Source organism: Shinella sp. S4-D37 (genome assembly GCF_040812195.1).
Classification (GTDB): domain Bacteria; phylum Pseudomonadota; class Alphaproteobacteria; order Rhizobiales; family Rhizobiaceae; genus Shinella.
Map to the genome: position 1 here is coordinate 3,995,555 of NZ_JBFNXL010000005.1, position 13,434 is coordinate 4,008,988.

11 protein-coding genes and 1 riboswitch are annotated in these 13,434 nt (G+C 66.8%); of the genes, 5 read left to right on the plus strand and 6 right to left on the minus strand.

The window, feature by feature from the left end; translation table 11 throughout:
- Positions 1-47 precede the first annotated feature (47 nt).
- From AB3G45_RS27075 to AB3G45_RS27090, 4 genes are all read left to right on the plus strand, one after another.
- Positions 48-1,478, plus strand: coding sequence for a murein hydrolase activator EnvC (locus AB3G45_RS27075; protein WP_367833466.1), 1,431 nt, complete (start codon positions 48-50; stop codon positions 1,476-1,478).
- Positions 1,468-2,790: a S41 family peptidase gene (locus tag AB3G45_RS27080; RefSeq protein ID WP_367833467.1), complete on the plus strand. Its 1,323-nt coding sequence runs from the start codon at positions 1,468-1,470 to the stop codon at positions 2,788-2,790. Before AB3G45_RS27075 ends, AB3G45_RS27080 begins: the two co-directional genes overlap by 11 nt.
- Before the next feature lie 79 nt (positions 2,791-2,869).
- Entirely contained in the window at positions 2,870-4,066 is a 1,197-nt protein-coding gene (locus tag AB3G45_RS27085) for a divergent polysaccharide deacetylase family protein (RefSeq protein ID WP_367833468.1), read from the plus strand.
- Positions 4,067-4,075: 9 nt separating this feature from the next.
- Positions 4,076-4,603, plus strand: coding sequence for an RNA pyrophosphohydrolase (locus AB3G45_RS27090; protein ID WP_367833469.1), 528 nt, complete (start codon positions 4,076-4,078; stop codon positions 4,601-4,603).
- A 24-nt stretch (positions 4,604-4,627) separates the two neighbouring features.
- On the opposite strand, the gene AB3G45_RS27095 is transcribed toward AB3G45_RS27090, so the two are convergent.
- From AB3G45_RS27095 to AB3G45_RS27120, 6 genes are all read right to left on the minus strand, one after another.
- The gene (locus AB3G45_RS27095; protein ID WP_367833470.1) at positions 4,628-6,106 is read right to left on the minus strand and encodes a M48 family metalloprotease; all 1,479 of its coding nucleotides are present in this window, start codon (positions 6,104-6,106) and stop codon (positions 4,628-4,630) included.
- Between the two features lie 190 nt (positions 6,107-6,296).
- Entirely contained in the window at positions 6,297-7,016 is a 720-nt protein-coding gene (thiQ, locus tag AB3G45_RS27100) for a thiamine ABC transporter ATP-binding protein (RefSeq protein WP_367833471.1), read from the minus strand.
- Positions 7,009-8,634 (minus strand): thiamine/thiamine pyrophosphate ABC transporter permease, encoded by a 1,626-nt coding sequence (gene thiP, locus AB3G45_RS27105; protein WP_367833472.1) that lies wholly within the window; start codon positions 8,632-8,634, stop codon positions 7,009-7,011. Before thiP ends, thiQ begins: the two co-directional genes overlap by 8 nt.
- A 1-nt stretch (position 8,635) precedes the next feature.
- Positions 8,636-9,643: a thiamine ABC transporter substrate binding subunit gene (thiB, locus tag AB3G45_RS27110; protein WP_367833473.1), complete on the minus strand. Its 1,008-nt coding sequence runs from the start codon at positions 9,641-9,643 to the stop codon at positions 8,636-8,638.
- Positions 9,644-9,681: 38 nt separating this feature from the next.
- A riboswitch (TPP riboswitch) is annotated at positions 9,682-9,794 on the minus strand.
- Between the two features lie 111 nt (positions 9,795-9,905).
- A complete protein-coding gene (locus AB3G45_RS27115; RefSeq protein ID WP_367833474.1) occupies positions 9,906-11,213 on the minus strand; it encodes an NAD(P)/FAD-dependent oxidoreductase in 1,308 nt (435 codons plus the stop codon).
- On the minus strand, positions 11,213-12,562 hold the full coding sequence (locus AB3G45_RS27120) for a glutamine synthetase family protein (RefSeq protein ID WP_367833475.1): 1,350 nt from the start codon (positions 12,560-12,562) through the stop codon (positions 11,213-11,215). The genes AB3G45_RS27115 and AB3G45_RS27120 overlap by 1 nt, the downstream gene beginning before the upstream one ends.
- A 177-nt stretch (positions 12,563-12,739) precedes the next feature.
- On the opposite strand from AB3G45_RS27120, the gene AB3G45_RS27125 reads away from it, so the two are divergent.
- Positions 12,740-13,393, plus strand: coding sequence for a GntR family transcriptional regulator (locus AB3G45_RS27125; protein WP_367833688.1), 654 nt, complete (start codon positions 12,740-12,742; stop codon positions 13,391-13,393).
- Positions 13,394-13,434: the final 41 nt, after the last annotated feature.

The following is a 13,434-nucleotide window of genomic DNA, read 5'->3' on the forward strand; positions in this document are numbered from 1 at the left end:
AAGCAGCAAATCAGCATAGAGCGGTAGGGAAACACGTTCGGGGAGCGATGAGGAAAGCCGACACAGTCGATCCGGGGAAAGGCGTCGGCCGCCTGCTGCGGCCGGCGGGGCTTTGTGCTGCCCTGGTGCTGGCGCTTCTTTCCCACCCGGTCGCCGCCGAGCCGGACGAGACCGGCATCGCGCAGGAAAAGACGGGATCGCTGCCGAGGGCCGAGCCCGATCCCGCCGCCGCCCTGGCGCTGCGCCGCGACAGCACGCGCCGCGAACTCGAAACGCTCTCCCAGTCGATCACGGTTTCCGAGGAGAAGACGAAAGAGCTGGAAGCCGAGATCGCCAAGCTGGAGAAGACCCGCCAGACCCTGCGCGAGGAAATCGTCAAGTCGGCCGCCACGCGCAAGAGCATGGAGGAGAAGATTCTTGCCGGCGAGAAGCGCCTGGAAGGCATGCGCGAGCGGGAAGCGGGCGTCCGCGCCTCCCTGCACGAGCGCCGCGGCCTGCTGGCGGAAGTGCTGGCCGCGCTCCAGCGCATGGGGCGCAACCCGCCGCCGGCCCTGCTCGTCAATCCGGAGGACGCGCTCTCTTCGGTCCGCAGCGCCATTCTCCTCGGCGCGGTCGTGCCGGGCATCCGCAGGGAGACGGATGAGCTGGTCGACGACCTGGCGGCGCTGATGGAGATCAAGAGCGACATCGACCGCGAGCGCACGGAACTGACCGATGCCATGCAATTGCGCATCCAGGAGGAGAAGCGCTCCGAACTGCTGGTCGCGCAGAACGAGGCGCTGGCGCAGACCAACAACCGCACGCTCGCCGCCGAGCGCCGCCGCGCCGAGGAGCTTGCCGCCCGCGCGACCAGCCTGGAAGGGCTGATAAGCAGCCTGGAGCGCGACATCGGTTCGGTGCGCGACGCCGCCGCGCTCGCCCGGGCGAAAGAAGAGGAACGGCGGAGCCAGAGCGAGGCCGAGCGGGAGAGGGCGCGGGCGCTCGCCCGCGACAGCGTGCCCGACAAAAACCGCATTGCTCCGGCATATGAATTCTCCGAACTGCAGGCGAAACTGGACTTTCCCGTGGCCGGCGACGTTCTGCGCCAATTCGGCGAAGCGGACGGCACCGGCCATGATTCGCAAGGCTTGACGCTGGCGGCCAATCCGGGCGCGCTCGTCACGGCCCCCGCCGATGGATGGATCGTCTTCGCTGGCACGTTCCGCAGTTATGGGCGCATGATCATCCTGAACGCCGGGGAGGGCTACCATCTGGTCCTTTCGGGCATGGACCGGGTAAGCGTGCGGGAGGGTCAGTTCGTCGTGGCGGGAGAGCCGCTCGCCGTGATGGGTGAAAAAAGGGTGGCGAGTGTCAACGCTTTGACGCTGGAAACGGACAAGCCGACACTTTACATTGAATTCCGAAAGAACGGAAAACCGGTTGATTCCCGGCCGTGGTGGTCCGCAAAAAATTCTGGAAAGGCACGCAATGATACGTAGGGCTTCTCTTGTTCTCGTCGGTGCACTCATGGGTGCCACGGCGATGAGCGTCATCAACACGGCCACCCTGCCGGCCGAAGCCGCCGGCTCGTCGACCTATCGCGAGCTTTCCATCTTCGGCGACGTCTTCGAGCGCGTGCGCGCGCAATATGTGACGCCACCCAAGGAAGACCAGCTCATCGAGAATGCCATCAACGGCATGCTCACCTCGCTCGACCCGCATTCCTCCTACATGAATGCCAAGGACGCCGAGGACATGCGCACCCAGACGCGCGGCGAATTCGGCGGCCTCGGCATCGAGGTCACGATGGAGGACGAGCTCGTCAAGGTCATCACCCCGATCGACGACACGCCGGCCGCCCGCGCCGGCGTCCTTGCCGGCGACTTCATCGCGAAAATCGACGGCCAGGACGTGCGCGGCCTGAAGCTGGAGGAAGCGGTCGAGAAGATGCGCGGCGCTGTCAACACGCCGATCAAGCTCACGCTGATCCGCAAGGGCGCCGACAAGCCGATCGAGCTGACCGTCGTGCGCGACATCATCGCGGTGAAGGCGGTCAAGTCCCGCGTCGAGAACGATGTCGGCTACCTGCGCGTCATCTCCTTCACGGAGAAGACCTATGACGACCTGGAAGCCGCGATTACCAAGATCAAGGAAGAGGTCCCCGCCGACAAGCTGAAGGGCTACGTGCTCGATCTGCGCCTCAACCCGGGCGGCCTGCTCGACCAGGCGATCAACGTCTCCGACGCCTTCCTGGAGCGCGGCGAGGTCGTTTCGACCCGCGGCCGCAACGAGGACGAGACCCGTCGCTTCAACGCAACGCCGGGCGATATCACCGATGGCAAGCCGGTCATCGTCATGGTCAATGGCGGCTCGGCCTCGGCCTCGGAAATCGTCGCCGGCGCATTGCAGGACCTGCGCCGCGCCACCGTGCTCGGCACGCGCTCCTTTGGCAAGGGCTCCGTCCAGACCATCATCCCGATGGGCGATGCCGGCGCGCTGCGCCTGACGACGGCGCTCTATTACACGCCGTCCGGCAAGTCGATCCAGGGCACCGGCATCACGCCGGACATCGCCGTCGAGCAGCCGCTGCCGCCCGAACTGCAGGGCAAGCTGGAATCCGCCGGCGAATCGAACCTGCGCGGTCACATCCAGGGCCAGAGCGAGACGGAGGCCGGCTCCGGTTCTTCCGCCTATGTCCCGCCGGAAGCCAAGGACGATCTCCAGCTTCAGTACGCGCTGGAACTGCTGCGCGGCCAGAAGACCGACAAGGCCTTCCCGGCCAATCCGGAAAAGGCCGAGCTGAACAAGTAACCCGCCTCCTCCGGGCCCGCTACCGCACGGGCCCGGATTTCCCCCTGCACCAGACGCCTGTCGCGATCGCGGACTGACCTTGGGCACAGACATTCACGCACCTCTCGGCCAGGACCGCAAGGCAAGGCCCCGATCGGCGGGACCCTCGCGGTTTTCGGCCGGCACCGTGCTGTTCACCCTTGCCGTCCTCGCGCTCCTCGGCTTTTCCGGCTGGACCGCAACCGCCCCGAGCGGCCTCGGCACCACCCCCTACACCGTCTCGGCGGAAGACGCCGCCGCAGAGGCGAATGACAAGGCCGACCGCAAGACGGCCGAGGCGAGCAACGGGGTACGCCGTGCGAACGGCCTTTCCGGCGCGCGCGTCGAGGAAACGCTGACCGACGACGGCAATGTGGTGCGCACCTACACGCCGGGCACGCGCAGCGGCACCGGCCCCCTCATCATCGAGGCGAACCGCATCGGCCAGGACGCGCGCTCCGCCGCCTTCCCCAACGAGGATCTCTTGGAGGAAACCTCCGACGGCAAGATCCCGATCATCGGCCTCGACGGCACGCGGCCGATGGATCAGTACGCGCGGCCCTGGTCCGGGGCGCGCGGCACGCGCCTCGCCATCGTCGTCGGCGGGCTCGGCCTCAGCCAGACGGGCACGCAACGCGCCATCCGCGAACTGCCGGGCGAGGTGACGCTTGCCTTTGCCGCCAGCGGCAACAGCCTGCCGCGCTGGATGCAGGAGGCGCGCCGCGGTGGCCACGAGATCCTGCTGCAGATGCCGCTGGAGCCTTTCGACTATCCGCAGAACGATCCCGGTCCCTACACGCTGCGCACCGATCGTGGCGAAGCCGGAAACCTTGCGGAACTGCACCGCGCCATGGCGCAGATCACCAACTATACCGGCATCGTCAATTTCATGGGCGGCCGCTTCCTCTCCGATGCCGACGCGCTGGAACCCGTCATCCGCGACATTTCCAGCCGCGGCCTCCTCTTCCTCGACGACGGCAGTTCGGCGCAGTCGCTGTCCGGCACGCTTGCCGGCGCCGTCGAGGCCCCGCATGCCTTTGCCGACCTCCAGCTCGACGGCGACCTTTCGCGCGAGGCGATCCTGAAGAAGCTCGACGAGCTCGAACGCATCGCCCGGCGCAACGGCACGGCGATCGGCATGGCTTCGGCCTTCGACGAAAGTGTGGACGCCATCCGCGAATGGTGCGAGGAAGCAGGCGGCCGCGGCATCGAGATCGTCGGCGTCGCGTCGCTCGCAGCCGTTCCCGCCAAGCAATAGGACATTTCGATGGGCAAGGAAAAGGACAGGGTGGTTCGGGCCGAGGACCTGCCGTACCGCCCCTGTGTCGGCATCATGGTGCTGAACGCCGACAACAAGGTCTGGGCGGGCCGGCGGATTCCCGTGGGCAATTCCGAATATGACGGCTCGCCGCAGCTCTGGCAGATGCCGCAGGGCGGCATCGACAAGGGCGAGGACCCGCTGAAAGCCGCCTACCGCGAACTCTATGAGGAAACCGGCATCCGCAACGTCTCGCTGCTCGGCGATGCCGGCCGCTGGATCAATTACGACCTGCCCCCGCATTTGATCGGCATCGGCCTCAAGGGCAAGTATCGCGGCCAGACGCAGCGCTGGTATGCCTTCCGCTTCGAAGGCGCGGAGGACGAGATTGCGATCAACCCGCCGCCGGGCGGCCATGACGCGGAATTCGACGCCTGGGAGTGGAAGCCGATGCGCGACCTGCCGGGCCTCATCGTGCCCTTCAAGCGCAAGGTCTACGAGGAGGTCGTCGCGGCCTTCGCGCATCTGGCGCCCTGACGGCGCCATTCGGCCGGGATCGCGCTATTCGCTGATGATCTTGAATTTTTCGCCCGGGCGGATGGTGCTTGTCGCCGTCATCGCATTGATCAGGCGGAAGAGGTCGAGCTTGCGGTTCGTGCCCATCATCCGTCCGGCGAGCGAAGCGATCGTATCGCCCGCCCGCGCGGTGACGACGCGCACGCGCAGCGGCTTCAGCGAGGCGACCTCGGGCGGCGTCAGCTTGCGGAAGGAGGCCTTCAGGATCGCCGCGGTCGGCTCCAGCGCCTTCGAGCCCATCGGCACGGCGGTCAGGAAGCGGTAGATCTGGTTGTCGATGCGCACGACCGTGACGTCGAACTCCCAGCGGTCGGCCGCAGCCTTGGCCGTCGCCGCCTCCAGGCCGTTGATCATGACGGGCCGGATGGTCTCCGGCCGGAGGCCGGTCACCCAGCCGCTCGAAATATAGTTGACGAGGCCCTGCTTGCGGCTGTCGGCGACGCCGTCGAAACGGATCGCGACATCGCCGGGTCCCGTCGCCAGCACCGCATCGGCCTTGTTGTCGATCTGGAAGCCGGCCGGCACGTCGAAGCGGATGCCGAGCTTGCCGTGCAGGAAGGTCTGGCCGCGCACATAGCCCTCCTCCGGCGCGTCGCCGTAGAGCAGGCCGTCGATGCCGGCGAGGTAGTAGTCGCGGCCGCGGTCGCCGATCGAGCCTTCCGCCCCGAAGGCGCGGGCGTGCAGGCGGGCCAGTTCCACGCGCTGCGGCGCGTTCGGATGGCTCGACAGGAAGTCGAGGCTCTGGTCGCTGTCGGGATCGACGGCGGTGAAGCGGGCATAGGCCGCCATGGAATCGAGGAAGCGCGCCGCGGCATAGGGGTCGTAGCCCGCCTCGCCCAGCATGCGCACGCCGATGACGTCCGCCTGGAGCTCCTGGTTGCGCGAGAAGGCGGCAAGGCGCAGCTTTCCGCGCGCCAAAGCCTGCTTGCCGGCGATGTTGCTGGAAAGAACCTCAGCCACGACGCGGCTGGCGATGACCTCGGCCTCTTCCTTCTTCTGCCGCTCGATGCCGTGGTTGGCGGTGACGTGCGCCATTTCGTGCGACAGCACGGCGGCGACCTCCGAGGCGTCGTTGGCCAGCGCCAGCAGGCCGCGGGTGACATAGAGATAGCCGCCCGGCAGCGCGAAGGCGTTGATCGCGGGCGAGTTCAGGATGGTGATGCGGTAGGACTGGTTGGGGTTTTCCGAAACGAGCGTCAACGCGCCGGCAATGCGTGCGACCAGCCGCTCGGTCTTGGCGTCCTTGTATTCGCCGCCGTAGCTTGCGACAATGCGCGGGTGCTCGCGGGCGCCCATCTGGGCGCGCGGGTCGTTCTTCTGCACCTCTTCGACGATCTGCGGATTGGAGGAGGGCGAGATCGTCGGCTCATAGGTCTGCTCGATGATCGACTGGCAGCCGGAAAGCAGCATGCCGGCAAGCATCAGCGCCGCAACGGGTTTTGAAACCCGGCGCCCGCGTACCATTGCAGCGTCCTGCATTGCTCTCGCCATATCTCTTGCCCATAGCCCGAACCGGGTCCTCGAATGGATGAGATAGACGCACCATACCTGGCCGGCAACTCCCGATTCGACAAACGCTTCCCTTGTGGCTCCGGTGACACAGGGGGGCGTCCAAATTGTGGCGCATCGCCGGGGCGCGGTGCCGGCCGTGCCGCTAAAGCGTGGAATGACCGAGGAATTTCGCAACGGCCGGCGGCTCCCGCCGCGAGAGGAAATCGTCGGCGGGCTCATCGAGAAGGACCGTGCCCGCTTCGAGGAACATCACCCGGTCGGCCAGCCGGCGGATGTCCTCGGGCTGGTGGGTGATGAAAAGCATGGTGCTTTTCGTCTCGCGGCGCAGCTCCGCCAGGAGTTTTGCCATCTCCGCCCGCATGGCCGGATCGAGCGCGGCGAAGGGTTCGTCGAGCAGCAGGATCGGCCGGCGCCGCACGAGGGCGCGGGCGAGTGCCACGCGCTGCCGTTCCCCGCCGGAGAGCGAGCCCGGCAGGCGCCGCTCGTAGCCGCCGAGGCCGACGCGGGCCAGCGCGGCGAACACGCGCTGGCGTGCCGGCGGATCCAGTCGCAAGGCCGGATCGATGCCGAGGCCGACATTGTCGGCGATCGTCAGGTGCGCGAAGAGATTGTTGTCCTGAAAGACGATCGAGACCGGCCGTTCTGCGGGGTCCCGCCCCGCCATGTCTTTCCCGAGCAGCCGGACGGCGCCGGAGGCCGACGCCTGGAAGCCGGCGATGACGTTGAACAGCGTCGATTTTCCTGCGCCCGAGGGGCCGGAAACGGCGACCGCGGCCCCGGTGGGAATGGCGCAGTCGAAGGACAGCCGCTTCTCCTCGAAGCGGACGGTGACATCGGTGAGGCGGATGGCGAGGTCAGGCATCGGCGCGTTGTCTTTCGGTCGGGCGCTCCGCCGCCGTCGAGGGCAGCGTCAGGAGAAGGCATATCGTGCCGAGCAGCAGGGCGATGCCGGCGGCATCCGCGGTACGATAGCTCGCCATGCGGGAAAAGAGCAGCCAGGGCAGGGTGGTGAACCCCTCCGCTCCGAAGATGGCGACGGCGCCGAGATCGCCGAGCGACAGCGCCATGGCGAAGGCGAAGGCGGTGAGCAGCGGCTTCTGGAGGGCCGGCAGGTCGATCCATCGCAGGCGATGCAGTCCGGTGACGCCGAGGCTGAGGGCGAGCCGGGCGGTGCGCGCAAGATGCGTGCGGTAGGCCGGCTCCAGCACGCGCACGACGAAGGGCAGCGCCATCAGCGCGTTGAGGACGGTGACGACGGCGGGGGCGAAGCGCCCGGTTTCGCCGAAGGTCCGCAGCACGAGGAACCAGCCCGTGGCGACGACGACCGGCGGCACGAGCAGGATGAGCGAGCCGACCGCCGGCAATGCGCGGCCCATCAGCCGCGTCGCGATGCCGGCCTCGCCCGTTTCCGCAAGCCGCGGCACGAGTACGATCGGCAGCGCGATCGCAAGGCTGAGCCAGGCCGAGGCGAAGGCGATGGCAAGGCTGGTGAGGAGCGCGCGGTGCAGCAGCGGATCGAGCGCCAGCCGGCCGAGATCGGCGGAAAGGCCCGAGACGAGGGTGGCGGCGAGCGGGGCGGCGGTGAAGAGGGTGAAGACGAGGATGACGAGACCGTCGGGAAGGCGGCGCCGGCGCCCGTCGAAACGGCGGATGGTGCGGCCGGCCGTCATGCCCTCCTCCGGCGGCCGGCCGAACAGCGAGATCAGCCAGAGCAGGCTCGCCGTGACGAGGATCTGCAGGACGGCGAGCAGCACGGCGCGCTCGGGATCGAAATCGAAGCGCAGCGCCTGGTAGATCGCCACCTCGATCGTCGTTGCCGCCGGCCCGCCACCGAGCGTCAGCACGATGGTGAAGCTCGTCGCGCAGAGCATGAAGACGAGCCCGGCAATGCCCGGCAGGATGCGCCGGATCACCGGCCATTCGATGAGCCGGAAGACCGCGCCGCCGCCCATGCCGAGATTGGCGGAGGTCAGCCAGTATTCCGCCGGAATGCGGTCAAGCGCCGCCAGCAGGAAGCGCGCGGCGAGCGGCAGGTTGAAGAAGACATGGGCGATCAGGATGCCGGCGAGCCCGTAGACGCTGACGGGGTTCTGCAGCCCGGCAAGCCCCAGGAGGTCGTTGACGACGCCCTGCCGGCCCCAGATCTCGACGACGCCGAGCGCGGCGACCAGCGCCGGTAGCCCGAGCGGCACGACGGAAAGCCGGATGATCCAGACGCGGCCCGGAAAATCCCGCTGCCGGGCGAGCGCCCGGGCGACGGGAATGGCGAGAAGGAGTGAGAGCAGCGTCGAGAGCGTCGCCTGCAGCAGTGTGAACCGCGCGACGCGCCCGATATAGGCATCGAACAGCGGCGCACCGGCGCCGGGACCGGCATAGGCGAGAAGCACGGCCGTCGCCGCGCCGACGAAAGCGACCACGGTGCCGAGGGCAAGGCCCCCGGCGACACGCAGCGTCCGTCGTTCGGCGCGCGCGAAGATCACGTTACTTGGCGCTCATCGCCGTCAGCCATTCGTCGATCCAGGCCTTGCGGTTGGCCGCGACCTCGTCCGAGGGCATCAGGAAGGTCTTTTCCGGCTTCACCAGCGCGTCGAAGGCGGCAGGCAGCGGGTCCTTCGTCTTGGCGGCCGGCATCATCCAGTTGGTTTCCGGGATGATGGACTGGAACTCCGGGCCGGTCATGAAGGTCAGGAACTGGCGGGCGAGATCCTTGTCGTCGGCGGTGCGCGTCAGGCCGGCGACCTCGATCTGCACGTAATGGCCTTCGGAGAAGGCGGCGGCCTTGTAGCGCTCGCTCTTCTCCGCGATGACGTGGTAGGCCGGCGAGGTCGTGTAGGACAGCACCATCGGCGCCTCGCCCTTGGTGAAGAGGCCATAGGCTTCCGACCAGCCGGGCGTGACGGTCAGCACGCGATCCTTGAGCTTGCCCCAGGCCTCGCCCGCCTTGTCGCCATAGACCGACTTCACCCAGAGCAGCAGGCCGAGGCCCGGCGTCGAGGTGCGCGGGTCCTCGATGACGATCTTTTGCGACGGGTCGCCTTCGACGAGGTCCTTCAGGCTCGCCGGCGGGGTCTTCAGCGTCTCGCTGTCATAGACGACGGCGAAATGGCCGTAGTCGTAGGGCAGGAACGTGTCGTCGGAGAAACCGCCCGGCACGGTGAGGTCGGCCGGCGAAAGGCCATGCGCCTCGAAGAGGCCGGTCGCCTTGGCCTCGGTGATGAGGTTGGTGTCGAGGCCGAGCACCAAGTCGGCCTTCGTGCCTTCGCCTTCAAGCTTCAGGCGCGTCAGCAGTTCCACGCCGTCGGCGACGCCGACCCATTCGACGGTGCAGTCGCAGGTCTTTTCGAAGGCTTCCTTTACCTTGGGGCCAGGCCCCCATTCGGCGACGAAGCTCTCATAGGTATAGATGGTCAGCGTCTTTTCCTGCGCGAGCGCGGGAGACGCGAGGGAAACGGCGAGTGCCGCGATGGTGGAGAAAAGGGTCTTGCGCATCTGCGCCTCCTTGCTGTTCACAAAACGGGAGTAGGGCGCTGGATGTGCCGTCTAATCCCTCCGCCGGTACGAGCCGGATCAGGTTCTTCGGGTTGGCGAAATCGCCTCTCAGCCGGTGGATCGAAACCCGCGGGCACCCCGTTAGAGCAAGGCAAGGCATAATCCCGCTTGCGGCGGTGCGCAAGGGGTTTGGCGGTCGGTGGCGTTGCAAACAAAAGGCCGGCGGGAACGCCGGCCCTGTCGTTCTGAAATGTGTGAGGCCTCAAAGACCGAAGGCGTCCTTGAACTGATACCACCAGGAGCCGATGGTGGAATATTGTGCGCGGAACAGGCGCCCGCCCGGGAAGGGGATCCAGGGCAGCTTCTCGAACTGGCTGAAGCGAGAAAGGTCGCCGTCGACCGCCTCGCTGAGGATGCGGCCGAAAAGGTGAGAGCCGGTCACGCCGTGGCCGCTGTAGCCGTGGGCGAAATAGGTGTTCCTGCCGATCTTGCCCATCTGCGGCACGCGCGAGAAGGAGAGCGCGAAATTGCCGCTCCAGGCATAGTCGATCTTCACGCCCTTCAGCGAAGGGAAGACCTTTTCGAGGTTCGGGCGGATTTTCGCGCGCACGTCAGCTGGGTCCGTGCCGCCGTAGACGGTGCCGCCGCCGAAGATCATGCGCTTGTCGGCCGACAGGCGGAAATAATCGAGGATGTAGCGCACGTCTTCCACGCACATGTCGCTCGGGATCAGCGCGTCGGCGCGTTCGGCGCCGAGTGGTTCGGTGGCGACCATCTGGGTGGAGACGGGCATGACGCGCGAAACCAGTTTCGGCACGACATGGCCGAGATAGGCATTGCCGCAGATGACGGCGACGTTGGCCGTCACGCTGCCTTTCGCCGTGTGGATGACGGGCTTTTCCGCTTCGTGCTCGACGCGGGTGACGGGCGACTGTTCGTAGATGACGCCGCCGAGCGTCTCCAGCGCCCTGGCCTCGCCGAGCGTTAGGTTGAGCGGATGCATGTGGCCGCCGGTCGTGTCCAGCATGCCGCCGATATAGGCGTCGGTCTTCACCAGCTTCTGGATCGCCGCCTTGTCGAGCATCTGGTGGTCGTCCATGCCGTAGCTCTTCCACAGGGCCTTCTTCTGCTCCAGCTCCTTCATGTGGGCGGGCGTGTAGGCGGCGTAGATGTTGCCGTCCTTCAGGTCGCAATCGATATCATACTGCGAGACCAGGCGGCGGATGATCCTGCCGCCCTCCTGCACCAGGCCGCCGACGAAGGCGCCGGCTTCATCGCCGTAGCGGCGCCTGATGGTGTCGAGGCTGGCATTGAGACCGTTGACGACCTGCCCGCCGTTGCGGCCGGAGGCGCCCCAGCCGATGCCGGCACCCTCGACCATCACCACCTTGTAGCCCTTCTCGGCAAGGTGGATGGCGGTGGAAAGGCCGGAATAGCCGGCGCCGAGCACGGCGACGTCGGCCGTGACCGCGCCCTCCAGCACCTTCGGGGTGCGGATGATGTTGCGGGAGGCGGCGTAGTAGCTGTCGGGATAGGCGCCGTTGCCGGCATAGGAGACGTTGTTGGCCATCAGACGATTTCCAGGTAGGCGCTGAATTCGAAGTCGGTCACCTGTTCGGCGAAGCCGGCGATTTCCTGCCGCTTGCAGGCGATCAGCATGGAGCGGAGGTCGGCGTCGAAGATCTCCGAGACGATCGAGCCGTTCTCGAAGGCGGTGACGGCCGAACCCCATTCCGAGGGAATGCGCGGCAGTTGCGAGAGATAGGCGCGGCCCGAGACCGGCGCCGGCGGCTCCCAGTTGTTGCGGATGCCGACGAGGGCGGCGCCGAGAATGCCGGCCATGACCAGATAGGGATTGGCGTCCGCGCCGGCGACGCGGTGCTCGATGCGCCGTGCCTTGTTGTTGCCGCCGGGAATGCGGATGGCGGCGGTGCGGTTCTCATAACCCCAGGAGACGGAGGTCGGCGCGTGCGTGTCCGGCCGCAGGCGGCGATAGGAGTTGAAATGCGGCGCGAAGAGCAGCGTCGATTCCGCCATGCCGCGCGTCAGGCCCGCGACGGCGTGTTTCATGATGTCGGAGCCTTCCGGCGTGCCGTTGTCGAAGACGTTGTTGCCGTCCTCGTCGATGAGGCTGAAATGCATGTGCATGCCGCTGCCCGAACGCATGCCGTAGGGCTTTGCCATGAAGGTGGCGGCAAAGCCGTGCTTGCGCGCGACGCCCTTGATGATGCGCTTGAAGAACAGCGCGTCGTCGGCGGCCTTCAAGGGGTCGTCGGAATGCATCAGGTTGATTTCGAACTGGCCGATGCCGTTTTCGGCGACGGCCGAATCCGCCGGCACGTTCTGCCGCTCGCATTCCGCATAGACGTCGGAGAAGAACTGGCCGAAATCGTCGAGTTCGTCGATCGAGAGGATGGCGTCGGAATCGAGCCGCTTGCCGGTATAGGGCGAGATCGGCGGCTCGGCGTGGTCGGGCTCGGCGTCGATCAGGTAGAATTCCATTTCCGAGGCGACGACGGGGTGCAGGCCCAGTTCATGGTACTGCCGCACGATATGGGCGAGCGCCTGGCGCGGATCGGCGAGGAAGGGGTTGCCGTCCTCCTTGAACAGCCAGAGCGGCACGACGGCCGACGGCTTCAGCGTCCAGTTGACGGGCAGCGCGCCGCGGCCGGTCGGGCTGCAGATGCCGTCCATGTCGCCCGAGGCGAAGACGTGGCTGGAGCCGACGATATCCTCGCCCCACACGTCCACGCCCACGATGGAAAGCGGCATGCGGATGCCGCCCTTCAGCACCTTTTCCGCCTGCCCCACGGGCACGCGCTTGCCGCGCAGGATGCCGTTCAGGTCGCAGACCACGGCCTGGATGCTCTCCACGCCGTCGGCATTGATCAGCCAATTGGCATCGTCGTTCGGAGTCATGGTTCCCTTCCGTATCACATAATTATTTTTGTGATCACATTTTCAAAATATGCACACTTTCTTGTCGGGGGTCAAGCTGCTAGAACCTGTCACAATGGACAGGGTAGCAGGTCGCAGCCTTTGAGGAGGGATGGATTGGGCAATTTGGCGCTTGAGCCGCTTGACCGGCCGGACGGCATGACGACGCATGAATATGCGCATCGGCGCCTGCGCCAGGCGATCATGGTCGGCTCGATCCGGCCGGGGGAATCGCTGACGATCCGCGGTATCGCCGAAGCGATGGAGAGTAGCCCGACGCCGGTGCGCGAGGCGCTGCGCCGCCTTTCGTCCGAAGGCGCGCTGCGCGTGCTGGACAACCGCCGCATCATGGTGCCGCGCATGACCGCGGACCGGTTCAGCGAACTCGTCTCGCTGCGCTCCGTGCTGGAGCAGCACGCCGCCCGCCGGGCCGTCCCGCATATCACGGAGCGCCGGATCGACAAGCTGGAGGAGATCGACAAGGCGCAGGACGAGGCGATCGCCCGCAAGGACAATGCCAATGCCCTGCTGCTGAACCAGGAATTCCATCGCACGCTCTACACCGCCAATCCCGAGCAGGTGATCCTGCCGATGGTGGAGAGCGTCTGGCTCCAGCTCGGCCCCTTCCTCGGCATCGCCATGGAGCATGTCGCCCAGCTCTATTTCGTCGACCGCCACCAGGAGGCCATCGTGGCGCTGCGCAAGCGTGACGAGGATGCCGTTGCGGCGGCGATCAAGGCCGATATTTCCGAGGGAATCGGTGGCTTCGAGCGGGCGGCGATCGAGAACCTGCTGCGGCTGGCGGGCCAATAGCCGGCGCCTTGCCTTGCCGGCAGCCCGCATGCATTGATGCG

What these genes read in the sequence shown, in the direction of transcription:
- AB3G45_RS27095 (WP_367833470.1), bottom strand. Translation starts at nt 6,106, where the DNA reads ATGGTACGCGGGCGCCGGGTTTCAAAACCCGTTGCGGCGCTGATGCTT.
- AB3G45_RS27075 (WP_367833466.1), top strand. Translation starts at nt 48, where the DNA reads ATGAGGAAAGCCGACACAGTCGATCCGGGGAAAGGCGTCGGCCGCCTG.
- thiQ (WP_367833471.1), bottom strand. Translation starts at nt 7,016, where the DNA reads ATGCCTGACCTCGCCATCCGCCTCACCGATGTCACCGTCCGCTTCGAG.
- AB3G45_RS27120 (WP_367833475.1), bottom strand. Translation starts at nt 12,562, where the DNA reads ATGACTCCGAACGACGATGCCAATTGGCTGATCAATGCCGACGGCGTG.
- AB3G45_RS27125 (WP_367833688.1), top strand. Translation starts at nt 12,740, where the DNA reads ATGACGACGCATGAATATGCGCATCGGCGCCTGCGCCAGGCGATCATG.
- AB3G45_RS27080 (WP_367833467.1), top strand. Translation starts at nt 1,468, where the DNA reads ATGATACGTAGGGCTTCTCTTGTTCTCGTCGGTGCACTCATGGGTGCC.
- thiB (WP_367833473.1), bottom strand. Translation starts at nt 9,643, where the DNA reads ATGCGCAAGACCCTTTTCTCCACCATCGCGGCACTCGCCGTTTCCCTC.
- AB3G45_RS27115 (WP_367833474.1), bottom strand. Translation starts at nt 11,213, where the DNA reads ATGGCCAACAACGTCTCCTATGCCGGCAACGGCGCCTATCCCGACAGC.
- AB3G45_RS27090 (WP_367833469.1), top strand. Translation starts at nt 4,076, where the DNA reads ATGGGCAAGGAAAAGGACAGGGTGGTTCGGGCCGAGGACCTGCCGTAC.